This is a genomic window from Kitasatospora sp. Root107 (assembly GCF_001424875.1).
Lineage (GTDB): Bacteria > Actinomycetota > Actinomycetes > Streptomycetales > Streptomycetaceae > Kitasatospora.
In genome coordinates, this window is record NZ_LMCT01000011.1 from 1 (window position 1) to 24129 (window position 24129).

Here is a 24129-nt window from a genome sequence, read left to right on the forward strand (position 1 = left end):
GGTCCGCTGGTTCTGGCCGTCGTCGTGCTCCCCGGGGCGGGGTGGCCCGCTGATCCCGGTCCCCGGTTCGTTGTGGCTGGGGGCGGTGGATGCCTGCGACTGGTCGTTGCCTGTTCCGGTGCGGTCGCTGGTAGAAACACTGTCCATGGCCTACTACGCCGATCTCAGCCGCTACTCGTATCTGACCGACGATGAGGATCGGGTGATCGAGGTGGTCGACATCCCAGACGGGTGCATCTACTTCGTTCCCGGCTCACCTCGTCTCAACGTGGGATGGCTGGGGGATTCCTGCCGGCCCGGCCCCGTGGACGCGGCCTTGGTGGCGGCCCTGCGCGAGATAGCCGCGCACCAGAGGGTCAACGTGACCCGCGGGTACCACCACTGCGAGATCGGTGCGTGCCCCGACCTGCTGTCGCTGGAGAACTTCTACACCGGGACGGAGGAGACCCGCGGGGACCGGGAGATCCGGGTGCCTGGCGAGCACGGCGTCGTCTTCGCCGCCCCCGCACTGGTCGCGCACTACGTCGAGGCGCACGGCTACCAGCCGCCGGCCGCCTTCGCCGCCGCCACGAAGGCATTCGCCGCCCAAGGCGGCCACATCGGGGAACCGTCCTGGGTGCCCCCGGACGCGGACCGGGACTACTAGGCAACACGTGCCCGGCTGCTCCCCGGCTGGGAGCGGCCGGCCCCGGTCTCCGTGCTCCGGTTCCTGACCCCGACCGGGGTGCTGCGGCTGCGCCGGGTGCGGTCGGTGGCCGGTTCCTTTCCGGGCGGGGCGGTGCTCCCCGGGCTGGGACGGTGTGGGGACGGGGCTGTCCCAGGCATGTCTCACCGGCGTCTCAGCACGCGAGTTGTGTCCGTTTCGCTGGGACAGTCTCAGGCCGTATCCCCAGGTGGGAGCGTTTTCGGTCTGGCCTGAGACAGGCCTGGGACACGGCCTCGCAGCTACCGGTGTTGACCCATCTCAGCGAAGTTTGACCGGCCTCTGGCTGCCGAGAACGGGCAGGCCCTGGGGTTCAGGCCACCTCGATCAGCCCGCAGGCATAGGGGAACGCCTCCAGGAACTCCCGTCGTTCGGGATCGGTCTCGGTCTCGGTCAGCCCCTCGATCGCCAGCAGGAGTCGCTCGAGCTGTTCGGACGGCAGCCCCTTGAGCACCGAGGCGACGCCCTCCATCACCTTCACCGCACAGTCGGGATCCACCTCGTCGTCATCGCAGCTGTCGAGGACCGGATGTTGCCGACGAGAAGCCCGGCAAGGACAGAGACCAGCGGGTCGGTGACGGTCATCCGAACACCCTAATCCGGGCCGATCTACGTACTCGCGGCGCCGGTCAAAGTTCGCTGAGACGGGTCAGGTGTCCTCCGGCAGGGGATCTTGACCGGTTGCCAAGTGATCTTGACAGTCACTGGGTTTCTGTCACTTGATCTTGGCCAGGGTCTGACCAGTGCGGGCCCGCTGGCCGGGTCGGCGCGCGCTCCGAGGGCGGGAAACCTGTCGCGGTCGCACCGGGTCTTCCGGGATGCTCGGCCCATGCGCATCAACTTCGACGGAGTCACTCCAGTGCCGCGGATGCTGCTCCTCAGCGAGTTCCAGCTCAACCCCGACTTCCATGTCAGCCTGGACCGGCCGGTGTTCGTCACGGCGGGCGACCGCGTCTCGTACGAGGGCGGCGCCGTCGTGGTGACTCGCCCGACCGGTGAACACCGCAAGCACCCGGCCGGCAACAGCTACTGGATCTGCCGCCGATAGTCGGGCGACCAAACTCGCCTGGCAATCGGTCAAGATCACGTGGCAGTGGGCTGTCGGGGGTGGCGGGCCGTCAGGCCGTCGCCCGCTGCTGACTGCCGTTGCTCTGTCAGGTCGCCGCCTTAGTGGTCGGCTTCGGAAGTCCTTCGGGGGTTGATCACGCGGTGAGGCGGAAGGAGGATTCTTCCGGGTGATCGGTGGTGTGCCGGTCGAGCCTGGCCAGCAGATCGTCCAGGTCGGAGGTGGTGAACTTCCACTGGAACGGCTGTGCCGTGGCGTTGTAGCGGTCTTCGAAGGCTCGGAGCCGGTCCCCGACCTGGGCAAGGTCGGTGAAGTCGTTGGGCGAGACGACCTTGCGCTGGACGACGGAGAAGTAGATCTCCACCTGGTTCAACCACGAAGCGTGGATGGGGGTGTGCACCATCACCGTGTTCGGGAACGCGGCGGTGAGCCGGTCGGCGGCCTTCTTGCCTCGGTGGGAGGAGCCGTTGTCGACTATCCAGAACACGCGCTTGGCGCTGACATAGGGCTCCCGGCTCATGACCTGGGTGACAAGGTTCATGAACGGTTCGATCCCGGTCCTGGGCTCGGTACGGCCGAACACCTTTGCGTAGTGGACGTCGTAGGCGGCCAGGTCAGCCAAGGCGCCTCCGCGACCGTAGGTGTGGTTGACGCGCATCGCACGGGCCTGGCCGGGGGCGAGGGTTGGGTGGCAGCGGCAGCGGGCCTGGATGGAGGTCTTCTCGTCCGCGCTGATCACGTACTCGTCCTCACCGAGCGGTTGGCCCTGCCAGGTGCGGGCGTACAGGTCCAGGACACGCTCGGCCCTCGCGCGGAAGTCGGGGTCGGTGATGAAGATCCATGAGCGGTACCGCCAGGGCTTGAGCGCGTCCTCGGCGAGCCAGCGGCGCACGGTGGAGGCCGACATGAACGTAGCGACGCCCCGGGCCATGGCCTCCCTGGCCAGCTCTGGGCACGACCAGCGTGACAGCGGCACGCCAGTCTCGACGGGTAACTGGCAGGCCAGCGCCTTCACCTGGGCGGCCCGCAGCGCGGTAAACGCGGAAGGGCGACCGGGGCGGTTGCGGTCGGTCAGCCCGGCCAGGCCCTGCTCGGCAAAGCGGCCTCGCCACCTGCGCACCGTGTCCAGATGCAGGCCGGTCTCCCGCGCGATGCGCGCATTGGAGCGGCCCCTGGCCGCATGCAGCACGATCTGCGCGCGCATCCGGGCCTGGTAGGCGGTCTTGTGGCCATGGGCCATCTTCTTCAGTCGATGCCTTTGCGAGGCGGTCAGCGATATCGGGCAGGCGGAGGAAACGGGCAAGGCAGGCAGGCCTATCAGCAGAAGTAGATCTCCTGGAGGAGGGATGGGAGATAGAGCTGGCGGACCTGGCCCAGGTCTCCTCGTAGTACCTGACCGAGCACTTCCAGCGGTTCGGTCGCTACAGCATCTGCGCCACCACTCCGGCCGGCGGCGGCCTGCGTCCGCTGCGCGACCCGGCCACCGGCGCCGTCCAGGAGAACGAGGAGGGGTAGGCCACGCAGGGCCCGTATCAGGAAGCAGTGGAGGGGGTATCGGTTCGCAGCGTGGTGACTGCCACGGTGGCGTAGTGCATCGTGAAGCTGCCTCCTGCCGCGTCGATGGCGGCGCCGACGCCAGCCAGCACTTCCTCCAGCTTGGCCTGCGGGAGCCGGGTGAAGGCGCCCTGGGTGGGTAGCTGATCCAGCCACTCGTCCCGTGTGTAGGGCCGTTCCCAGTCGAATCGCCACTGCTCGGGGTCGGCGAACCGATCCACCTCCCGTATCCCGTCGGCTGCCTTGGTGCACAGTGCCGTGTACCCGTCTACGGCGGGCACCGTCCATTGACGTGCGGCGAGCGAGTCGGGCATCACCCGGCGATAGACCTCGGCGAAGGCTTCCGCCACTTCGGGCAAGGGCTGGCCCGCGTTCCAGAAGAGGGCCAGCAGACCGCGGGGACGCAGAGCCTGTGCCGCCGTGGCAGCTCCAGCGACCGGGTCCACCCAGTGCCAGGTCTGTCCGGAAACGACGGCGTCGAACTCTCGGCCTGCCGGATCCCAAGCTTCGAACGCCGCCACCTCGACGTCGAGTCCACGCTGGCGTGCGAGGTCGGCCATCCGAGCGTCGACGTCGACACCCAGCACCCGGCATCCGGCCGCTTCGAACTGCCGGGCCACGATGCCAGTGCCACAGCCGACATCCAGGACATCGCGGCCAGGGCTGGCGGCAACGATCCGGTCCACCAATGCTTGGGGGTACATGGGCCGAGCCCGGTCGTAGCGTTCGGCGTCCGAGCCGAACGACTCCGCTACCTGTCGGTTTTCATGGGATGCGTCTTCGGGGCGAGGAGCTCGCCCCAGCGGTAGAGTGGGCACATGCCCACTATTAGTGGGCATGTGCCCACTCGTCAATACAAACGGGCCGATCAAGAAAACAAGGAGATGTGCGGTGCCCACGGGAGTAGCCATCCGCGATGTGCGCGGCCAACTGTTCGATGCCGCCGAGTGTGTCCTGCTGCGGGACGGACCGAGCGCGCTCACCAGCCGGGCGGTCACCACGGAGGCGGGCTGCGCCAAGGGCGTCCTGCACCGACACTTCGCCGATTTCGACGCCTTCCTCGCCGAGCTCGTACTGGACCGCATCGCGCGAATCGACGACCAGGCCGCCGCCCTGCGCAAGTCCGCCGGCACCGGCACCGTCGCCCACAATCTCACCCAGGCATTGCTGGACCTGTTCGAGTCGGTTGCGGTGGCTATCGTCAGCCTCGTCACCTCACGGGACAGCCTGCGCGCCCAACTGCGCGAGGTCAGGCCCGTCGGCGTCCCGCTCCTGACGGATGCCGCGGCCGCGATCACCTCCTACCTAACTGCCGAGCGCGAACTCGGCCGCATCACCGCGGACGCTGACGTCGACACGCTCGCTCCCGCTCTCATCGGAGCCGCGCACATGCTGTTCGCCGACCGACAAGGCATCCCGCCAGAGGCCGGAGACGTCCGCAAAGTCGTCACCGCAGTCATTGCCGACGCTGCGCAAGACCCGCTGCGGTGAACGGCCATACAGCAGGCGCATACCCAAGGCTCGGGCACCGGTGCGTGGAAGAGTCGACCTTCACGTAGTCGAACTGGACTGTCGTCGTACATGGCGATTCTCATAAACGAGCAATCGTGGCAGCCAACGCAGGGACCCCGCCTCGCTCCCCCCGACATCCGGCCAGACACCACCACGTACAACACGGGGCCCGAAGTCAACCCCCGAAGGACTTCCAGGACGGACCACTTAGCCGTGGCCCGCCGGTGTGCCCTCGTCCCGTGTCGGGCCCGCCCATTCACCTCTGACGGCCCGTCACCGCACGAGTCCAGAAAACACCCCGAATTTCCCTGCCCGTGCAGCCTGTTGATTCGCCCGCAGCGAGCCTTTTCAGCTCGGCACCTGATCGGGTGATCTGACGAATCGGGCGGATGTTCTGCGCAACGGACAGGGCCTCACGGCCGTTGAGCAGGTTCTCTACGCCTCAACTCGTCAGCCGGGAAGCCCCGTTGATTGCATATCCTGCCGCACTCGACCTGCCCCACGCACTCGTCGAGCTGGTCACCATGCTGATCGTCACCCGAGAGGGTGACCGCCGGTGCAAACTCGCGCCCCACCAACAGGCGCTGCTCGCCCTGGTCTACCTGCGCAAGCACAACACCCTTGCCCAGCTCGCGGCCGGCTTCCGGATCAGTGTCGGCACCGCCCGCGCCTACGTGCGGGCGGTCGTCGGCCTTCTCGCCGAACACGCGCCGGACCTGGCAGAGACCCTCGGCGCCGCACAGCCGGAGTATGTGCTGGTCGACGGCACCCTGGCCGAATGCGACCGCGTCCGCGACAGCGAGGGCGACTACTCCGGCAAGCACCGTCGCCACGGCGTGAACGTCCAGGTGGTCACCGACCCCAAGGGCACGATCCTGTGGTTCTCACCCGCACTGCCAGGCCGCACCGCGGACCTGACGGCCACCCGCACCCACCGCATCATCGCGATCTGCGAGGAACTCGGGATCGCCGTCCTCGCCGACAAGGGCTACGTCAGCGCCGGTGGCACGTTCGAAACCCCGATCAAACGCGCCGCCGGATGCGAACTGCCCGACAAGTACAGGGCGTTCAACAAGGTCCACGCCCGCCTACGGGTCGCCGTCGAGCGCGGTGTCGCCAAGCTCAAAACCTGGCGGATCCTCCGCCACGCCCGCCGCAGCCCGAACTGGCTCACGTCAGCCGTCGCAGCGATCCTCACCCTCACCCTCACGGTCTACAGCTGAAAAGGCTCANGGATCCTCCGCCACGCCCGCCGCAGCCCGAACTGGCTCACGTCAGCCGTCGCAGCGATCCTCACCCTCACCCTCACGGTCTACAGCTGAAAAGGCTCAGTGAGAGCAGCTCCGCACATCTTGCATACGCTGCGTAGCATCTCGGGTACTCAATGTGCCCGAGTGGAAGACGTCGAAAGGCCCGCCGCCGGGACTGATCCCCAGTGACGGGCCTGGCACGGGCGGAGGGGCTCGAACCCCCAACCTGGCTGTGTAATGTCCAGCCGCTCTATCCATTTTGAGCTACACCCGCGCACGTCCACCCGACCGGACTTGAACCGGCGACCTCCGCCTTAGAGGGGCGGTGCTCTGGCCAACTGAGCTACGGGTGGCCGTAGGTCTTGATTCTGTGCCACGGCCTGCGCCGGGGCCACAGGTTTTCGGACGCCGGGATGCGGCAGTGCTGACGGGTGTGCAGACGGCCCGCCACCGGGGCTGATCCCCAGTAACGGGCCGTTGTGGTCCCTGCGGGCCGGCAGGCGGCCGGTACCAGCGTGGCCTGGCCTTGGCCTTGCGCTGCCGGGTCCGCTGCGCGGCCTGTACGGCCAATGCCCGCACCCCCGGTTGCGGTTCGTCAATCCACGTCACCACCACGCGGTCCGCTATGGGTGTGCGGTCCCCGGGCCGTGCCGCCGGACGGACCGTCAGGTGGCCCAGGGCGGCCTGGAGAAGGGCGCGGCGCCCGTCAATGTCCTGGGACGCCCACAGCTCCGCCAGCGTCTCACCGTCGCCCAGCGGCGCCAGGTCGTCTTCGCCGGACAGGCGGACAACTGTGCGGTGAGGGTGGTGATCTGGAGTTCGAGGGCTTCCGCCAGCCGCTCGTACGCCCGCTCCGGCATGCCCTTGAGGTAGTAGCGGTCATCGAGCTGGGTGCGCCGTTCCCCAGCTTGCTGGAGCGCGGAGCGCAGTTTGTCCCGCTGCGCGGTCTGCTCCGGGTTCATGAACCCCAGCCAACGGCGGCCAATCGCCTGGACCGTCGCGGACCCCGGCGGAAGGGACCGCACGTGGTTGATCCACAGCACCTCCACCGCAGCCTCCAGCCGGGCCGACGCGGTGGTGAACCCGACACAGGCGGCCGGGCCCTGGTCCACCCGCGTGCGGCACGTGAGGACCACGCCGCTGTTTCGGGCGGGTCCGCCGCAGTGGGGGCAGCGCAGGATGAGCGGCGGCAGGGCGGTGCGCTGACGGTGGCCGCGCCCCCGTCCCGTCGCCCGGGGCTTGTCCGTGGAGCGGGCGGCCAGGTTCCCCTGGATCGTCACCCACTCCGTGTACGTGGCCACGCCCTCGCCGCACGTGACCGGCAGCCCGTCCGGGCCCATCTTTACCCCGGGCCGGTTGTACTTCCCCGTCGCCTGCCCATGCTCGTCAAGGACCGGGCGTGATTCCGGGACCAGCCCGGCCCAGTACGGGGAATGGGCCAGCTCCAATCGCCCGCTCCGTCCACGGCTTCCCGTCGCGCCGAACGGCCCCGTCGGCGGTCATCACGGTCGCCTGTTCTCCCACAGCAGGACGGCGATGCGCCGGGACGGCCCGTACTCCACCGGGTCCGGCTCCACCCGCATCGCACCCTTCTTACCCGTGGCACGCAGCCCGTACGGGGCCCGGCCACCGGTGAAGCACCCCTCATCCTTGTGCGCGTTGATCCCGTCGGTGACGCGGGAACGCGATCTCCGCAGCCTCCTCCCGAGCCCGCTCAGACAGGATCGCGAACAGCAGACGCCCGCCCTTCCGGCTGTCCAACCCCTCGGACACGCTGACCAGGGACGCGCCACGCTTGTCGAACTCGTCCAGCAGGACACCGACCTTGCCGATCCCCTCCCGGGACAGCCGGTCCGTCTTCCATACGGCCAGCCCCTTGGAGACTCCCGTCAGCACCGCGTCACAGGCACCATCGAACTCCGTACGCCGCACCCAGGACTTACTGGCCGACTGCTGCTCGAACCAGATGTGGCGCAGCGTCACTCCCTCTTTCCTGGCCCAGAACGCCAGGTCCCGGACGTGACTGCGGAGGTTGGTCAGATCGTCCTGCTTCCGGCTCCGCCGGACGTACCCCTCCCGAAGTTCGTCCGGCGTACCCGTCACCACCTCCCACAGGCCCAGGTCGGCGAGCTGCGCGGGGGCGAGGCCAAGGCCCAGCAGGGCGTCGCGGTCAGCACGTACGGTGGGCTCGGTCAGGGTGGTAGTCACGGGGCGTCCTCCAGGTCAGGGCTACTGCCCTTCCTGGGAGAGCGAAGATCGCTCCACCTGGCCCGGACAGAACCTATGGTTCTGACCGGGCTCCGTTCCCCGAGCCCCTGACCGTAGATGCGTGAGCAGTTGCCGAAGGTCAGCCCAGGCCGGGGATGCGGTCGTTGCGGAAGAGGTCGACGAAGATCTGGTGGTCGCTGCGGGCGCGGTCGCCGTAGGTGAGGGCGAAGGAGACCAGCATGTCGGCGAAGCCGGCGGTGTCGTCGCCGATCGCCCGGTCGATCGCGTGCTCGGTGGAGAACGGCACCAGGCCGTGCCCGCTGGAGGACTCGTCGGCGGCGGCGTGCATGCCCGCGGTGGCCCGGCCGAGGTGGGTGACCACGTCGCGGAGGTCGGCCGGTTCGGTGAGGTCGGTCCAGTCCAGGTCGGCCGAGTAGGGGGAGACCTCGGCGACCAGCATGCCCTGGCCGCGCAGGGTGGCCCAGCCGAGCCAGGGGTCGCTGGCGGCCTGCAGGGCGCGCTGGGAGATCACCGTACGGTGGCCCTCGTGCTCGAAGTGGCTGCGGATCTCCGGGTCCGTCACGTGCCGGGACACCGCCGGGGTCTGACCCTGCTTCAGGTAGATCACCACGTCGTTCTCCAGGGCGTCGGTGTGGCCCTCCACCAGCACGTTGTACGAGGGCAGGCCGGCGCTGCCGATGCCGACGCCCCGGCGGCCGACCACGTCCTTGACCCGCAGGGCGTCCGGCCGGATACGGGTGGCCGGGGGCAGGGTCGCCAGGTACTGCTCGAAGGCGGCCAGCACCTCGGCGCGGGTGGAGTCGTCCAGCGGGATCGCGCCGCCGCCGGAGCGGAACCGGCGCTCGTACCCCTCGATCACGGTCTCCCGCTCCAGCAGCGCCACCCGGGTCTGCAGCCGGGCCCCGCGCAGCGTCGCCAGCAGCGGGCCCTCGGCGGTGTCCAGGGTGTACGCCTCGGCCGGTGCGCCCGCCGCGAGGTCGGCGATCCGCGCCCGGTAGGCGGTGGCGAAGGCCCGGACCAGCTCGGCGATGGTGCTGTCGGAGAGCGCCTTGGCGTAGCCGAGCAGGGCCAGGCTGGCGGCCAGCCGCTGGACGTCCCAGGTGAAGGCGCCGACGTACGCCTCGTCGAAGTCGTTGACGTTGAAGACCAGCCGGCCCTCGGCGTTCAGGTAGGTGCCGAAGTTCTCCGCGTGCAGGTCGCCGTGGATCCAGACCCGGCTGGTCCGCTCGTCCAGGTACGGCGCGCCGAACGCCTCGAACGGAGCGGTGGTCAGGTCCGCGTAGTACAGCCCGGCGGTGCCCCGGTAGAAGGCGAAGGCCGAGGCGGCCATCTTGCGGAACTTCACCTTGAACGCGGCCGGGTCCTCGGCCAGCAGTCGGCCGAAGGCCTCGTCGAAGACCCGCAGGATGGTCTCGGCCCGGTCGGGCTCGCGCTCGGCCGCGTTCTGCTGCTGCATGGGGATCGTCCTCTGTGCTGGGTCGTCGGTCCTGGGTCGGATGACGCCACAGTATTCGGACAGGTTCCCGGCCGGCGGCGAGGGCCCCGGCCGCCGGCTCAGGCGTGGGTGAGTGCGCTGCTCCGGGCGGCCAGGGCATGCCGGAGCAGCTCGGTGCGCTCGGCCGGGTCGGTGGCGCCGAGCAGCGCGGCCAGCACGGCGATCCTGGACTGCCCCGCCCGCAGCGTGCCGGTCGGTACGGCGCCCGCGGCGACCAGGTCGACCGCACCGCCGTGGGTGTAGATCTCGGTGACCGGGCCGGACTGCACCCGGGTGGTCAGTGCGACCAGCACGCCCCGGGCGGTGGCGGCGGCGACCGCCTCGACGAACTCCGGGGTGGCGTTGCCCGCGCCGGTGGCGACCAGTACCAGGCCCTGTGCTCCGGCCGCCACGGCGGCCTCGAACAGCGCCGGGTCGGCGTCCGAGTGGTGCATCACCATGTCCACTCGGGGCGGCACGGCGTCGGCGGCGGGAAGCGCGAGCGGGGTCGGGCGCTCGGGCTGACGGATGATCAGGGCGCGGCCGAAGCCGACGTCGCCGAGCCGGTCGCCGGAGGGGTCGGCGAAGGCGTTCGGGGCGACGGTCTGGGTCTTCACGGTGCCCCGGGCGGCGTGCACCTCGCCGTCGAAGACCACCAGCACACCCAGGCCGCGTGCGGTGGCGGCGGTCAGCAGGGCGTCGTGCAGGTTGCCGGGCCCGTCACCGTCGGCGGCGTCCAGCGGGAGCTGTGCGCCGGTCAGCACCACCGGGCGCTGGTCGCGGTGGTGCAGGTCGAGCAGGAAGGCCGACTCCTCCAGGGTGTCGGTGCCGTGGGTCACCACGATGCCGTCCACCCCCGGGTCGCGGAACACCCGGTGCACGGTGTGCAGCAGATCCAGCTGGTGCCGGCTGGTCAGCCGGGGGCTGTTCACGCTGAACAGGTCGACCACCTCGACCGAGACGCCCTCGGGGACGGCTGCGGTCGCCATCACCTCGCTGCCGTCGGCGTCGGCGGCGAAGCCGGAGCCCTGCCAGCGGCTGGCTATGGTCCCGCCGGTGCTGATCACGACGATCCGGGCCATGAATGCCTCCTGCAAAGGGGAACAGCCCGGCACCAGCTGTTTGCCGGGGCCGGGCTGCCTGTTGGTCTCCGCGGGTGGCGGAACGCTCACCAGCAAGAATAGGCGAATCGGTGCGCAATGCGATCGCGAATTCTTGCGAGAGATGACAAGGAGTGGGCAATATGATCGCGTGATGGATCAGATCGACAGGGATATCTTGCGCGAGCTCCAGCGCGACGGCCGGCTGAGCAACCAGGAGTTGGCCCAGCGGGTCGGGCTGACGCCCTCGCCGTGCATGCGCCGGGTCCGCCAGCTGGAGCAGGACGGGGTGATCCGGGGCTACCGCGCGGTGATCGACCCGGCCGCCGTCGGCCGCAGCTTCGAGGTGCTGGTCTCGGTCGAGGTCCGCCGCGAACGCGAGGCGGTGGAGGCCTTCGAGGCCGCGCTCCAGGAGATCCCGGACGTGATCGAGGCGTACCGGCTGTTCGGCAGCCCCGGCTGCCTGTTGCGGATCGCGGTCGAGGACCTGAAGGCGTACGAGCGGCTCTGGATCGAGCGGCTGACCACCCTGGCGGGGGTCACCGAGGTCAACTCGCAGATCATCATGAAGCGGGTGAAGGAACCGAGCGGCCTACCGGTCGGCGGCTGACGGCTCATCGGGCATCGGGCATCGGGCGTCCACCTCGATCTCGATCCTCATCCGGGGGTCGGCCAGGCCGCACTCCAGCATCGTCGCAGCCGGGCGGACCGGACCGAAGATCCGGCGCAGGCTCGGCCAGCAGGGCGGGAAGTCCGCCCGGTCGGGCAGCAGATACCTGACCCGGACCACGTCGGCGAACGAGCAGCCCGCCGCCGCCAGCGCCTCGCCGATGTTGCGCAGGCACTGCTCGGCCTGCTCCACCACGTCCTCGGAGATGGTCATCGTCCGGTAGTCGAAGCCGGTGGTGCCGGACACGTGCACCCGGTCGCCGTCGACCACCGCCCGGGCGTAGCCGATCTCCTCCTCGAAGGTGGAGCCACTCAGAATCGCGCGTCGTTCGGTCATGGGGGCGAGCTTGGCAACGGGGCAGTGATACGTCCAATAGTCCGGACGGCATCCTGTGATACCCCTGGCGATATGGAACGCCCCGAACTCGGACTCCGCCAGCTGCACGCCTTCGCCGTCCTCGCGGAGGAGCTGCACTTCGGCCGGGCCGCCGAACGCCTCGGCATCGCGCAGCCGCCGCTCAGTCAGCAGATCCGGCGACTGGAGGAGAGGGTCGGGCACCCGCTGTTCACCCGGGGCCCCGGCGGGGTCGCGCTGACCGCCGCCGGCCAGGAGCTGCTGCCCGCCGCCCGACGGGCGCTGGACGAGATCGCGGACGGACTGGACGCGGCCCGGCGCACCGGTAGCGGCGAGGTGGGCCGGCTGCGGATCGGCTTCTCGGCCTCGCTCGCGCTGACCGTGCTGCCGGGTCTACTGCTGGCCTATCAAGAGCGCTATCCCGCAGTGCGGTTGGAGCTCCGCGAGCTGACCACGGCCCCGCAGGTGGCCGCGCTGCACGAGCAGACCATCGACCTCGGCCTGCTGCGCGAGCCGCCGGAGCAGCCGGGGCTGAGTACCCGGACGATCCTGACCGAGGAACTCGTCGCCGTGCTGCCCGCCGCCCACCCCCTGGCGGCCCAACGAGCCGTCCCGGTCGCCGGGTTGGCGGACGAGTCGTTCGTCCTGCTGCCCCGCGAGGCGGGCCCCACGGTGCACGACCGGATCCTCCGGCTCTGCCGCGAGGCGGGCTTCGAACCCCGGCTCGGCCAGCAGGCGGTGGAGTGGCAGACGGTCGCCGCCCTGGTCGGCGCGGGCCTCGGAGTCTCGATCGCCCCGGCCGGCCTGCGCCGCCTCCGCCTCCCGGGCGTCACCTACCGCCGGCTTGACCCGAACACCGCCCGCACCACCGTCGCGGCCGCCTGGCGCACCGAGGACCGCAGCCCACTGGTCGCCCGCTTCCTGGCCCTGGTGGCCGCCCACCCGGGCTGACTCCGGGGCAGGCTCAAGGCGGCACCACTCAGGCGTTGCTCCAGGCGGACGGGCCCAGCAAGGTCTTGACCTCGGAGGCGAAGGCGCCGTTGTCGGGGTTGACCAGGAAGCCGAGCTCGTACAGGACGTTCTTGGCCCGGCCGGTGGTGAGGAGGCGGACCGGGACGTCGCCCGGGTGGGAGCGGAGGGTGGTCTTGAACTCGGCGATCATCTCCGGGTTGACCCGGCCGGTGGGGACGGTGATCAGGATCGGCGGCTTGCCGCCGTGTTCGGCGGAGGAGATGTCCAGGCTGGTGATCTCCTGGCCGAAGATGCTCAGCGAGCCGTCGCGTTCGTTCAGCCGGCCGCGCACCGCGATCACGTTGTCCTCGACCATCTGGTCGGACATCAGGTTGTAGGCGGCGGGGAAGAACAGCACCTCGACCGAGCCGTCCCGGTCCGCCAGGGTGATGATCGCCCAGGCGTTGCCCGCCTTGTTGATCCGGCGGTCCACGGCGGTGATCAGGCCGGCCAGGCGGACCTCGCCCTCGGTGCGGCCGGAGCCGAGCAGTTCGGCGATCGAGACGTCGCGGTTGCGGGAGAGGATGTGCTCGGCGCCGTCCAACGGGTGGCTGGAGACGTACAGGCCGAGCATCTCCCGCTCCAGGCTGAGGAGTTGCTTGCGTGGCCACTCCCGGTCGGAGAGCTCGAAGTCCAGGCCGATGGTCGGCACGTCCTCGCCGTTGTCCATCGCGCCGAACAGGTCGTCCTGGCCGATCGCCTGCTGCTTCTTCACGCCGGTGACGGCGTCGATCGCGTTCTCGTGCACGGTGGTGAGCGAGAGCCGGGTGTGGCCCAGCGAGTCGAAGGCGCCGGCCTTGATCAGCGAGTCGACGGTGCGCTTGTTGCAGACCACCAGCTCGACCTTGTCCAGGAAGTCGGCGAAGGAGGAGTACTTCCCCTTCTCCTTCCGGGACTTGACCAGCGAGTCGATCACGTTGGTGCCGACGTTGCGGACGGCCTTGAGGCCGAAGCGGACGTCGGTGCCGACGGCGGTGAAGTCCTCCACCGACTCGTTGACGTCCGGGGAGAGGATCTTGATGCCCATCGACCGGCACTCGGCCAGGTAGACGGCCATCTTGTCCTTGTCGTCCGCCACCGAGGTGAGCAGGGCGGCCATGTACTCGGCGGGGTAGTTCGCCTTCAGGTAGGCGGTCTGGTACGAGACCAGGCCGTACGCGGCCGAGTGCGATTTGTTGAACGCGTACCCGGCGAACGGCACCAGCACGTCCCAGACGGCCTGGATCGCCGCGTCGGAGTAGCCGCGCTCCTTGCAGCCCGCGTGGAAGGGGACGAACTCCTTCTCCAGGACCTCCTTCTTCTTCTTGCCCATCGCGCGGCGGAGCAGGTCGGCCTGTCCGAGGCTGTAGCCGGCCAGCACCTGGGCGGCTCGCTGCACCTGCTCCTGATAGACGATCAGACCGTAGGTGGGGCCGAGCACCTCGGCGAGCGGGGCCTCCAGCTCGGGGTGGATCGGGATGATCTCCTGCTGGGCGTTCTTGCGCAGGGCGTAGTTGGTGTGCGAGTTCATGCCCATCGGGCCAGGCCGGTACAGCGCCGAGACGGCGGAGATGTCGGCGAACTCGGTCGGCTTCATCAGCTTGAGCAGCGCCCGCATGGGCCCGCCGTCGAGCTGGAACACGCCCAGGGTGTCGCCCCGGGCCAGGAGTTGGTAGGTGGTCGGGTCGTCCAGCGGGATCTTCTCGATGTCGACGGTGATCCCGCGGTTGGACTTCACGATCTTGATGCAGTGGTCGATGATGCCCAGGTTGCGCAGACCCAGGAAGTCCATCTTGATCAGACCCATGGCTTCGCACGACGGGTAGTCGAAGCCGGTGATGATCACGCCGTCCTTGTCCCGCTTGTGCAGCGGGATCAGTTCCAGCAGCGGGGTCGAGGAGAGGATCACGGCCGCCGCGTGCACACCGGTGCCGCGGATCAGGCCCTCGATGCCGAGGCCGGTGTCGATGATCTTCTTGACGTCCGGCTCGTTCGCGTAGAGCGAGCGGATCTCGGTGCCCTCGTTGTAGCGCGGGTGCTTGTCGTTGAACAGGTCGGCCAGCGGCACGCCCTTGCCCATCACGTCCGGCGGCATCGCCTTGGTGATCCGGTCGCCCATCGCGAACGGGTAGCCGAGGATGCGGTTGGCGTCCTTCACGGCCGCCTTGGCCTTGATGGTGCCGAAGGTGTTCACCTGGGCGGTGTACGCCTCGCCGTACTTGTCGGTGACGTAGCGCACCATCTGGTCGCGCTGGCGGTCGTCGAAGTCGATGTCGACGTCCGGGGGGTTGATGCGCTCGGGGTTCAGGAACCGCTCGAACAGCAGATCGTGCTCGAGCGGGTCCAGCTCGGTGATCCGGGTCAGGTACGAGACCATCGACCCGGCCGCCGAACCACGGCCCGGGCCGACCGGGATGCCGTTGTCGCGGGCGTACTGGCAGATGTCGGCGACCACCAGGAAGTACGCGTCGAAGCCCATCGGGGAGATGACGCCCATCTCCAGCTCGATCCGGTCCAGCACCTCCTGGCTCGGGCTGTCGCCGTAGCGGTGCTGCAGGCCGGCCTTGATCTTCTGCCGCAGGAAGGACGCCTGGGTCTCGCCCTCGGGCACGTCGAACTGCGGCATCCGGTCGACGTAGTTGAAGACCTCGTCGTACGGCTCGATCCGGTCGGCGATCTCCAGCGTGTTGCGGCACGCCTCCGGCAGCTCGGTGAAGAGCGCGCGCATCTCCTCCGGCGTCTTGATGTAGTAGCCGCTGCCGTTGAACTTGAAGCGGTTCGGGTCGTCCTTGTTCTTGCCCACGCCGACGCAGAGCAGGCTGTCGTGGGCGTCGGCCTGATCGGCCGTCACGTAGTGCGAGTCGTTGGTGGCCAGCAGCGGGATGTCCAGCTGCTTGGCGAGCCGGAGCAGACCGTCCCGGACGTCCCGCTCGATGGACAGGTCGTGGTCCATCAGCTCCAGGAAGTAGTTCTCCCGGCCGAAGATCTGCTGGTACGCGTCGGCGGCCTTGACCGCCTCCTCGTACTGGCCCAGCCGCAGCCGGGTCTGCACCTCGCCGGACGGGCAGCCGGTGGTGGCGATGATCCCGGTGGCGTTCGCGGCGATCAGCTCGCGGTCCATCCGGGGCTTCATGTAGTAGCCCTCCATCGACGCGAGCGAGGAGAGCTTGAAGAGGTTGCGCAGCCCGGTGGCGTTCTGCGCCCACATGGTCATGTGGGTGTACCGGCCACCACCCGAGACGTCCTTGCCGCCCTCGCCGTCCGCGCTCACCTGACGCTGCCCGCCGGGCGCCCAGAACACCGGCTTCTTCTCGAACCGCGAGCCCGGTGCGACGTACGCCTCGATGCCGATGATCGGCTTGACGCTGCCGATCTTCTTCGAGGTCTGGAAGAACTCGTACGCGCCGAACATGTTGCCGTGGTCGCTCATCGCGATCGCGGGCATGCCCTGCCGCTCGGCCTCCGCGAACAGCTTCCCGTTCTTCGCCGCTCCGTCCAGCATCGAGAACTCGGTGTGGACATGCAGGTGAACAAAGCTGTCGGCCACGGTGGGACGGCTCCTCAGGCGCAGGGTCTGTCTGGCGATTCCCGTCGGGCCCGGCCCGCCCGGCACGCACGCTCACCGCACGGCCGAAACACCCAAGTAGCTCCGCTACGAGGGCGCCCCGGCCGCACGCCGAGCGCACGCACCGAACGACCCGGTCTGATCCGACGGGAATCGCCAGACAGACCCTCGAAGGAAGGCTCCACCCTAGCCCCTGAACGGAGGTCCGTTCAGCACCTCAGTTCACTCGGGAGTGCCGTTCGCAGAGCCGCGACGAAGGCCGCCACGGCCGGGTGACGGGCCGCTCCGGCGCGGTACGCGGTCCCGGTCCGGCGGGCCATCGGGAGCCGGGTCAGCGCCACGCCAGGGGGCGCCCCGGCCACTCCCAGCTGGGGGACCAGAGCCACTCCCTGGCCCGCCGCGACGAGCGCCAGAACTGTGGCGAAGTCGTCGATCTGGTGCCGGATCCGGGGCGTGTAGCCCGTCGCCTGGCAGGCCCGGACGGCCATCGAGTGGCAGAGGGTGCCGTGCGGCGCGACGATCCACGGCGACTCGCGGTGGTCGGCGATCGTCCCGGCCGACGGGGCCGCCAGGTACATCGCCTCGGTGAACAGCGGCTCGGCCGCCAGGCCCGGCGTCGGGTCGGCCGGGACGAAGTCGTACTCGTGCACCAGCGCCACGTCCAGCTCGCCGGAGCGGAGCAGCGCCGAGACCACCGCCGGGTCGACCTCGGTCACCATCGGCTCCAGGCCCGGGTGCTCACGGCCGAGCGCGGCCAGCGCCGCCGGGATGATCGCCCGGGCGGCCGAGGGGTAGGTGCCGATCCGCAGCGGGCCCGCCAACCCGCTTCGGGCGTCGGCCAGTTCGGCCCCGGCCTGTTCCAGTCGCTCCAGTACCGCCTCCGCGTGCCGGACCAGGTTCCGCCCGGCCGGGGTGAGGGCGACCCGGCGGCCGGTCCGCTCCAGCAGCGGGACGCCGGCCTCCCGCTCCAGCACCGAGAGCTGCTGCGAGACGGCGGACGGGCTGAAGGCGAGCGACTCGGCGACGGCGGCGATGGTGCCGCGGTGGGCGAGTTCACGGAGCAGCCGAAGCCGGCGGACGTCGAGCATAAGCAGAGCTTACGCAAAGCCTCGGAGATATGAACTGGACCTGAACAGACTCGGGGCGGCAGGCTCGACGGCATGGAACTGCACGGAATCCACGTACCGCTGGTCACCCCCTTCGAGGCGGACGGCACGCTCGCCGTCGAGGCCCTGGCCGGGCTGGCCCGGCAGGCGCTGGCCGACGGCGCGGCCGGGCTGGCCGCGCTCGGCACCACCGCCGAGGTGGCCACCCTGGACGAGGCCGAGCGACGGACCGTGATCGAGGTCTGCGCCAAGGCCGCCGCCGAGTACGGCGCCACCCTCACCGTCGGCACCGGCGGCAACGACACCAGGCGCACCGTCGCCGCCCTGGCCGAGCTGGCCGGGGTGGCGGACGCCGCCCTGGTCACCGTGCCCGCCTTCACCCGGCCGGGCGAGGCCGGAGCACTGGCGCACTTCGAGCAGCTGGCCGCCGGGAGCCCGGTGCCGCTGATCGTCTATCACATCCCGTACCGCACCGGTCAGGCGCTGAGTGCCGCCGCGCTGCGCCGGATCGGCGCCCTGCCGAACGTCGCCGGGGTCAAGTACGCGGCCGGCGGGATCGACCAGGAGACCATCGCGCTGCTCGCCGACCTGCCGCCGGACTTCGCGGTACTGGCCGGGGACGACCCCTTCCTGGCCCCGCTGCTCGCCCTCGGCGCGACCGGCGGCATCCTGGCCTCCGCCCACCTGGCCACCGCCCGGTTCGTCGAATTCGCCGAGGGCCGGGGGTCGCGGGAGCTGGGACACCGGCTCGCGCAGCTCTCGATCGCCTGCTTCGCCGAGCCCAACCCGACCGTGATCAAGGGCGTCCTGCACGCCCAGGGGCGCATCCCCACCCCGGACGTCCGCCTCCCGCTGCTGCCCGCAAGCCCGGAGTCGGTGGCGGACGCGCTGTCCCTGCTGCCGCCCAGCACGCCCACCCAGTGAAACGCCTTGTCGCTCCGACCCGCTGAACAGGCATGATGGGCGGAGTGTGCGGGCCTTGATCGAGCACAACACAGGAGGAGAAGTCGGATGAGGATCGGCATCGTGGGTGCCACCGGCCAGGTCGGTGGAGTGGTGCGCAGCATTCTGGCGGAGCGTGAGTTCCCGGTGGCGGAGCTGCGGCTGTTCGCCTCGGCCCGGTCGGCGGGCAAGACGCTGCCCTGGCAGGACGGCGAGGTCACCGTCGAGGACGCGGAGACCGCCGACTACTCCGGCCTGGACATCGTGATCTTCTCCGCCGGTGGCTCCACCTCCAAGGCGCTGGCCCCCAAGGTCGCCGCCGCCGGTGCGGTCGTGATCGACAACTCCTCGGCCTGGCGCGGTGACCCCGAGGTCCCGCTGGTGGTCTCCGAGGTCAACCCGGACGCGATCGCGAACCGCCCCAAGGGCATCATCGCCAACCCGAACTGCACCACGATGGCCGCCATGCCGGTGCTGCGCCCGCTGCACGACGAGGCCGGTCTGACCGCCCTGGTCGCCACCACCTACCAGGCCGTCTCCGGCTCCGGCCTGGCCGGCGTCGCCGAGCTGCACCGGCAGGCCTGCGAGATCACCGAGCAGGCCGACCAGCTGGCCTTCGACGGCGAGGCGGTCCAGGCCACCGACCCGGGTGTCTACCAGCGGCCGATCGCCTTCAACGTGATCCCGCTCGCGGGCAACCTGGTGGACGACGGCTCGTTCGAGACCGACGAGGAGCAGAAGCTCCGCAACGAGTCCCGCAAGATCCTGGAGATCCCCGACCTCAAGGTCTCCGGCACCTGCGTGCGCGTCCCGGTCTTCTCCGGCCACTCGCTCCAGGTGAACGCCCGGTTCGCCAACCCGATCAGCGTCGAGCGCGCGTACGAGCTGCTCGCCAAGGCCCCGGGCGTCGAGCTGTCCGAGATCCCGACCCCGCTCCAGGCGGCCGGCAAGGACCCCTCGTACGTCGGCCGGATCCGGGTGGACGAGACGGTGGAGAACGGCCTCGCGCTGTTCCTCTCCAACGACAACCTGCGCAAGGGCGCCGCGCTGAACGCGGTGCAGATCGCCGAGCTGGTCGCGGCCGAGCTGGCCGAGCTCAGGGGCTGACACCCCGTCACCTGCCGGTCGGCCCTCGACGCCGACCGGCAGGGGCGGTGGCGGAACGGTTCGCCCGTCGATCGGAGGGTAGAGAGTGCCCACCGGCGGTACTCGCCCTGACCGCCGGGACGTCGGCGGCCGTGCGGGCCCCCACATCATTTCCTCCGCGCGGTGCGGCCCTCCGGAGGGAAGTGGTGTGGAGTGGACCGGTGCGTCGTCCTGGTGGACGCGGGGTACCTGCTGGGTGCCGCCGCCAACCTGCTGGCGGGAGACCCCGTCCGGGCCCGGCTGACGGTGGATCACGCGGCGCTGGCCACCGCGCTGGCCGAACGGGCCGAGGCGGAGACCGGGCTGCCGCTGCTGCGGATCTACTGGTTCGACGCCGCCCCCGACCGGCGCTCGCTGCCCGAACACCGCCGGCTGCGCACGCTGCCCCGGGTCACCGTCCGGCTCGGTGCGCTCACCCGGGCCGAGGGGCGCTGGGTGCAGAAGGGCGTGGACGCCGCGATGCACGCCGAGCTCACCGAGCTGGCCCACAACCGGGCCTGCGCCGACCTGGTGCTGCTCAGTGGCGACGGCGACCTGCTGCCCGGCATGGTGTGCGCCAAGGAGCACGGCGTGGTGGTCCACCTCTGGGCGGTCCAGCCGGTGGACGGTGACTTCAACCAGTCCGAGGACCTGGTGGCCGAGGCGGACGAACGGCGGGTGCTGAGCCGCGCCTTCGTCGAACGCTGGGCCCAGCTGCGGGAGACCGGCCCGGCCACCGTACCGGCGGTGCGCGCTCCCGAACTCCGGGTCGTGCCCACCCCCAGGGACCTGGCCACCCGCCCGGCCCCCACCGTCCCGCCCGCGCTGGTGCTGCGCTGGTCCTCCGCCCGGCTCACCCCCGCGCCGCCCACCCTGGCCGAGATCACCAGCCCCGAACAGCGCTGGGCCGACCGGGAGGAGGACAGCGCCGCCGTTCCCGGCGAAGCCCAGCAGGTCGGCGCCGTGTTCGCCCGCCGCTGGCTGTCCCGGCTGCAGCGGGACACCGAACTGCTCCCGCTCTGGGCCGACCACCCGCGCATCCCGCACCGGCTGGACTCCGAACTGCTGCGCTACGCCGCCCGGTTCGGCCTGCTCGCGGCCAAGGACGACCAGATCGACGAGCAGGACAGGTACGCCATCAGGGCGGGCTTCTGGCAGGCCTTCGCCGACCGCGTCCCGCGCCCCGACCTGGCGGTCGCCCAGGAGTGAGGGGGCTCGCCGGAGCCGAATCAACCCCCTTGTCCGGTTCCTCCGGGCCAGCGCGTAGAGTCTTCGACCGTGAGCGACACCGACCGGCGGGCACCACAGCCCACGCCGCAAGGCGACCTCGGCGGTCCCGGCCACCACCCTGCCGGGCAGTGCTGCACCGTACGAGACCTTGCCAAGACCTACCGCAGCAAGGACGGCGAGATCCGGGCCAACGACGGCATCGCGCTCGACATCCGACGCGGCGAGGTCTTCGGCCTGCTCGGACCCAACGGCGCGGGCAAGTCCACCCTGGTCCGCCAGCTCACCGGGCTGCTCCGGCCGGACCGGGGCTCGATCGACATCCTCGGGCACGACATCGTCCGGCACCCGGAGCGGGCCGCCCGGCTGCTCGGCTACCTGGGCCAGGAGTCGACCGCGCTGGACGAACTCACCGTCGCGATGGCGGCCGAGACCACCGGATGCCTGCGCGGCCTGACCCGGGCCCAGGCCCGGAGCGCGAGCACCGACGTGCTGACCGAGCTCGGCCTGACCGCGATCGCCGGCCGCCCGCTCGCCAAGCTCTCCGGCGGACAGCGCCGGCTGGCCTGCTTCGCCGCCGTGCTGGTGGGGGAGCGGCCGCTGCTGGTGCTGGACGAACCCACCAGCGGCATGGACCCGGTGGCCCGCCGGGCGGTCTGGTCCGCAGTCGACCGGCGCCGGGCCGAGCACGGGACCACCGTGCTGCTGGTCACCCACAACGTGATCGAGGCGGAGACCGTACTCGACCGGGTCGCGGTGGTGGACGAGGGCCGGATCATCGCCTGCGACACCCCCGGCGGCCTCAAGGCCCTGGTGGACGGCGACGTCCGGCTCGACCTGGTCTGGCGCACCGAGGCCCCGCTCGGCGTCCCCGCCGTCGCCCGGCTGGCCGAGCGGGCGGTCCGCTCCGGGCGCCGCTGGACCATCCGCACCACGCCCGAACAGGCCCGCGAACTGGTCGCCACCGTCACCACGGGCCCCGCCTTCGCGGCCCTGGACGACTTCACCCTGGCCACCCCGAGCCTGGAGGACGCGTACCTCAAGCTCGGCGGCCGGCACGAGGGACTGGCGAAGTGAGCCCCACTCAGATCCGGAAGGCCGACGCGGTGGCCCTGCTCGACCCGCCCCTGGCCCCCGCCCCGGCCCGCCTGCTGCCCTCGCTGGCAGCCGTCTACCGGGCCCAGCTGGCCCGGGCCCGGGTGGCCCGGATCCCGCTGCTCTTCGTGGCGACCTTCCAGTCGCTCGGCATCCTGCTGATGATGCGCGGCGTGGTGGACCCCGGGGACGTCCCGGCCGCCCGTTCGGTGGTGGCGGGCTCCAGCGTGCTGGTGGTCGCCTTCGTGGCGCTCAACCTGCTGGCCCAGTACTTCGGCCGGCTCCGTGCCACCGGCGGCCTGGACCACTACGCGACCCTGCCGGTCCGCCCGGCCGCCGTGGTGCTCGGTGCCGCCGCCGCGTACGCCTCCTTCACCGTGCCCGGCGCGCTGGTCACCGCCGGGGTCGGGGCCTGGATGTTCTCGCTCCCGTTCGGCCATCTCTGGGTGCTGCTCGCGGTCGTCCCGCTCGCGGGCGCGGCGCTGGCCGGGGTCGGCGCGGCCTGCGGGCTGCTGGCGCCCCGTCAGGAGATCGCCACCCTGCTCGGCCAGCTCGGCATGTCGGCCGCACTGCTGCTCGGCGTACTTCCGGTGGCCCAGCTGCCCGGTTTCGTCCGGCTGCTGCGTGACCTGCTGCCCTCCACCTACGGGGTGGAGGCCTTCGCGGAGAGCTTCGCCACCGCACCCGACTGGGCCTCGGTGTTCGGCAACCTGGCAGTCTGCGGTGCGGTCGGCCTGGTCTCGCTGGCGGTCGCCACCTGGGCTTATCGCCGGGCCGCCACCCGCTGAGACCCCGGTGTTCGACCTGGGAGCCGCCGGTCGTGAAACGATGGGCCGGTGACCGTACCGAACACTCCTGCGGATTCCGCCGCCGAGCCGCCCCGGGACTCCGTCCCGGTGTACCCCGCGCAGCCGGACCCGTACCTGCCGCCGCCGATGCCCGTCCGCGAACGGCGCCCGCTCGGGCCCGAGCTGCGGATCGGAGCGCTGACCACCCTGGCCGGGGTGGTGGTCGGGGCGCTGGTCGGCCTGCTCTGGCTGTGGCTGGCACCGCGGGTGATGTTGGTGGCCGGCACCGACGCGATCCGGTACGTCGACCCCGAGGGCGAGCAGCGGGCCGGTGCCGACGGCACCTTCGCCCTGCTGGCGCTGGCCGCCGGTGTGCTCTCCGCCCTGGCCGCCTTCCTGCTGACCCGCCGACGGGGCGGCGGCATCGCCGTCGCGGGCGGGCTGGCCCTGGGCGGTCTGGCCGGTTCGATCCTGGCCTGGCAGCTCGGCACCCGGCTCGGCCCCGCCACGGACGTGTTCGCCAGCGCCAAGAAGGCCGGCCAGGGCGTCGAGTTCAGCGCAGCCCTCGAACTCGGCTCCCACGGCGCCCTGCTGGTCTGGCCGATGGCGGCGATGGTCGTCCTGCTCGCCCTCTCGGCCGCCTTCGGCAAACGCGAACAGGACCCCCCGCCGTACTGGGTCGGCCCCCAGTGGCAGCAGCCACAGGCCTAGGCACACGCCAGACGCTCCGGCACAGGCTTCGGAAGACAGGGGCTCGGGGAACTGCGACGCCGACCTCGTACACGGTGATCCGTACGTAGATGGTCAGGCACTTCGTCCGTGACCCCGGCGCCAGATCTCCTCGCAGTTCCCCGAGCCCCTGGGCCGTAGATGGTTGAGGTCAGCGGCCGATAGAGGCGACCACAGCGGTGGTCAGGGCGACCAGGTCGGCGGGGGAGAGTTCGATCTCCAGCCCGCGGCGCCCACCCGAGACGTAGACCGTCGGATGCGCCAGCGCCGTCACATCGACGACAGTCCGTAGCGGACGGCGCTGCCCGAGCGGCGAGATGCCGCCGAGCACGTACCCGCTGCTGCGTTCGGCCGCCGCCGGGTCAGCCATCGCCGCCCGCTTGCCGCCGACCGCCTGGGCCAGCGCCTTCAGGTCGAGCTGCCCGGAGACCGGCACCACACCGACGGTGAGCTTCCCGTCCACCTCGGCGACCAGGGTCTTGAACACCCGCTCACCCGCGACGCCGAGCAGCTCGGCCGCCTCCCCGCCGTACGAGGCGGCGGCCGGGTCGTGCTGGTACGCGTGCACGGTGAACGCCACCCCGGCCGCCTCCAGCGCCACCGTCGCGGGCGTACCGCCACCGCGCTGCTGCTTCTTCGCCATCGCGCTG

23 protein-coding genes and 2 tRNA genes are annotated in these 24129 nt (G+C 70.8%); 12 read left to right on the plus strand and 13 right to left on the minus strand.

Annotated elements, in window-relative coordinates; all coding sequences use genetic code 11:
- The first annotated feature begins 145 nt into the window (after positions 1-145).
- Positions 146-646, plus strand: coding sequence for a hypothetical protein (locus tag ASC99_RS10120; protein WP_057230436.1), 501 nt, complete (start codon positions 146-148; stop codon positions 644-646).
- Between the two features lie 370 nt (positions 647-1016).
- Here the strand turns inward: ASC99_RS10120 and ASC99_RS10125 are convergent, their stop codons facing one another.
- The gene (locus tag ASC99_RS10125; protein ID WP_235502857.1) at positions 1017-1202 is read right to left on the minus strand and encodes a hypothetical protein; all 186 of its coding nucleotides are present in this window, start codon (positions 1200-1202) and stop codon (positions 1017-1019) included.
- Positions 1203-1532: 330 nt separating this feature from the next.
- On the opposite strand from ASC99_RS10125, the gene ASC99_RS10130 reads away from it, so the two are divergent.
- The gene (locus ASC99_RS10130) at positions 1533-1751 is read left to right on the plus strand and encodes a hypothetical protein (protein WP_057230438.1); all 219 of its coding nucleotides are present in this window, start codon (positions 1533-1535) and stop codon (positions 1749-1751) included.
- A 154-nt stretch (positions 1752-1905) separates the two neighbouring features.
- Here ASC99_RS10130 and ASC99_RS10135 read toward each other — a convergent pair whose 3' ends face one another.
- On the minus strand, positions 1906-3072 hold the full coding sequence (locus ASC99_RS10135; protein WP_235502858.1) for an IS630 family transposase: 1167 nt from the start codon (positions 3070-3072) through the stop codon (positions 1906-1908).
- 229 nt (positions 3073-3301) lie between these two features.
- Positions 3302-4141, minus strand: coding sequence for a class I SAM-dependent methyltransferase (locus tag ASC99_RS10140; protein WP_057230915.1), 840 nt, complete (start codon positions 4139-4141; stop codon positions 3302-3304).
- A gap of 73 nt (positions 4142-4214) precedes the next feature.
- On the opposite strand from ASC99_RS10140, the gene ASC99_RS10145 reads away from it, so the two are divergent.
- Positions 4215-4814: a TetR/AcrR family transcriptional regulator gene (locus tag ASC99_RS10145; protein ID WP_057230441.1), complete on the plus strand. Its 600-nt coding sequence runs from the start codon at positions 4215-4217 to the stop codon at positions 4812-4814.
- Between the two features lie 488 nt (positions 4815-5302).
- Entirely contained in the window at positions 5303-6058 is a 756-nt protein-coding gene (locus ASC99_RS10150; protein ID WP_057230442.1) for an IS5/IS1182 family transposase, read from the plus strand.
- Between the two features lie 222 nt (positions 6059-6280).
- Here the strand turns inward: ASC99_RS10150 and ASC99_RS10155 are convergent.
- The 6 genes from ASC99_RS10155 to ASC99_RS10180 all read right to left on the minus strand — a co-directional run bounded on the left by ASC99_RS10155 (position 6281) and on the right by ASC99_RS10180 (position 10870).
- A tRNA-Asn gene (locus tag ASC99_RS10155) sits at positions 6281-6359 on the minus strand.
- Between the two features lie 5 nt (positions 6360-6364).
- Positions 6365-6438, minus strand: a tRNA-Arg gene (locus tag ASC99_RS10160).
- Positions 6439-6750: 312 nt separating this feature from the next.
- The gene (locus ASC99_RS10165; protein WP_157531465.1) at positions 6751-7365 is read right to left on the minus strand and encodes a hypothetical protein; all 615 of its coding nucleotides are present in this window, start codon (positions 7363-7365) and stop codon (positions 6751-6753) included.
- A gap of 364 nt (positions 7366-7729) precedes the next feature.
- Positions 7730-8293, minus strand: a complete 564-nt coding sequence (locus ASC99_RS10170; RefSeq protein WP_057230444.1) for a recombinase family protein — start codon at positions 8291-8293, stop codon at positions 7730-7732.
- Positions 8294-8432: 139 nt separating this feature from the next.
- Complete coding sequence (locus ASC99_RS10175; RefSeq protein ID WP_057230446.1) at positions 8433-9770, minus strand: DUF2252 domain-containing protein; 1338 nt, start codon at positions 9768-9770, stop codon at positions 8433-8435.
- 98 nt (positions 9771-9868) lie between these two features.
- Positions 9869-10870 carry an asparaginase gene (locus ASC99_RS10180; protein WP_057230447.1) on the minus strand — a complete coding sequence of 334 codons (1002 nt, stop codon included), beginning with the start codon at positions 10868-10870 and terminating at the stop codon, positions 9869-9871.
- A 172-nt stretch (positions 10871-11042) separates the two neighbouring features.
- Here ASC99_RS10180 and ASC99_RS10185 point away from each other — a divergent pair, with 172 nt between their 5' ends.
- Positions 11043-11498, plus strand: a complete 456-nt coding sequence (locus ASC99_RS10185; RefSeq protein WP_057230449.1) for an Lrp/AsnC family transcriptional regulator — start codon at positions 11043-11045, stop codon at positions 11496-11498.
- Here ASC99_RS10185 and ASC99_RS10190 read toward each other — a convergent pair.
- Positions 11481-11894 (minus strand): RidA family protein, encoded by a 414-nt coding sequence (locus ASC99_RS10190; RefSeq protein WP_057230451.1) that lies wholly within the window; start codon positions 11892-11894, stop codon positions 11481-11483. The genes ASC99_RS10185 and ASC99_RS10190 overlap by 18 nt on opposite strands.
- Positions 11895-11966: 72 nt before the next feature.
- Here ASC99_RS10190 and ASC99_RS10195 point away from each other — a divergent pair, with 72 nt between their 5' ends.
- Entirely contained in the window at positions 11967-12863 is an 897-nt protein-coding gene (locus tag ASC99_RS10195) for a LysR family transcriptional regulator (protein WP_057230452.1), read from the plus strand.
- A gap of 28 nt (positions 12864-12891) precedes the next feature.
- On the opposite strand, the gene dnaE is transcribed toward ASC99_RS10195, so the two are convergent.
- A complete protein-coding gene (dnaE, locus tag ASC99_RS10200; protein ID WP_057230454.1) occupies positions 12892-16449 on the minus strand; it encodes a DNA polymerase III subunit alpha in 3558 nt (1185 codons plus the stop codon).
- A gap of 227 nt (positions 16450-16676) precedes the next feature.
- The gene (locus tag ASC99_RS10205; protein WP_057230456.1) at positions 16677-17555 is read right to left on the minus strand and encodes a LysR family transcriptional regulator; all 879 of its coding nucleotides are present in this window, start codon (positions 17553-17555) and stop codon (positions 16677-16679) included.
- A 72-nt stretch (positions 17556-17627) separates the two neighbouring features.
- On the opposite strand from ASC99_RS10205, the gene ASC99_RS10210 reads away from it, so the two are divergent.
- From ASC99_RS10210 to ASC99_RS10235, 6 genes are all read left to right on the plus strand, one after another.
- Positions 17628-18497 carry a dihydrodipicolinate synthase family protein gene (locus ASC99_RS10210; protein ID WP_057230458.1) on the plus strand — a complete coding sequence of 290 codons (870 nt, stop codon included), beginning with the start codon at positions 17628-17630 and terminating at the stop codon, positions 18495-18497.
- An 87-nt stretch (positions 18498-18584) separates the two neighbouring features.
- Positions 18585-19622 carry an aspartate-semialdehyde dehydrogenase gene (locus tag ASC99_RS10215; protein WP_057230460.1) on the plus strand — a complete coding sequence of 346 codons (1038 nt, stop codon included), beginning with the start codon at positions 18585-18587 and terminating at the stop codon, positions 19620-19622.
- Between the two features lie 192 nt (positions 19623-19814).
- Positions 19815-20849 (plus strand): NYN domain-containing protein, encoded by a 1035-nt coding sequence (locus ASC99_RS10220; RefSeq protein ID WP_057230462.1) that lies wholly within the window; start codon positions 19815-19817, stop codon positions 20847-20849.
- Positions 20850-21050: 201 nt separating this feature from the next.
- On the plus strand, positions 21051-21944 hold the full coding sequence (locus ASC99_RS40300; protein WP_057230917.1) for an ABC transporter ATP-binding protein: 894 nt from the start codon (positions 21051-21053) through the stop codon (positions 21942-21944).
- Positions 21941-22750 (plus strand): ABC transporter permease, encoded by an 810-nt coding sequence (locus tag ASC99_RS40305; RefSeq protein WP_057230464.1) that lies wholly within the window; start codon positions 21941-21943, stop codon positions 22748-22750. The genes ASC99_RS40300 and ASC99_RS40305 overlap by 4 nt, the downstream gene beginning before the upstream one ends.
- Before the next feature lie 48 nt (positions 22751-22798).
- Positions 22799-23461, plus strand: coding sequence for a hypothetical protein (locus ASC99_RS10235; protein ID WP_057230466.1), 663 nt, complete (start codon positions 22799-22801; stop codon positions 23459-23461).
- 169 nt (positions 23462-23630) lie between these two features.
- Here ASC99_RS10235 and ybaK read toward each other — a convergent pair whose 3' ends face one another.
- Complete coding sequence (gene ybaK / locus ASC99_RS10240) at positions 23631-24122, minus strand: Cys-tRNA(Pro) deacylase (protein WP_057230467.1); 492 nt, start codon at positions 24120-24122, stop codon at positions 23631-23633.
- Positions 24123-24129 lie beyond the last annotated feature (7 nt).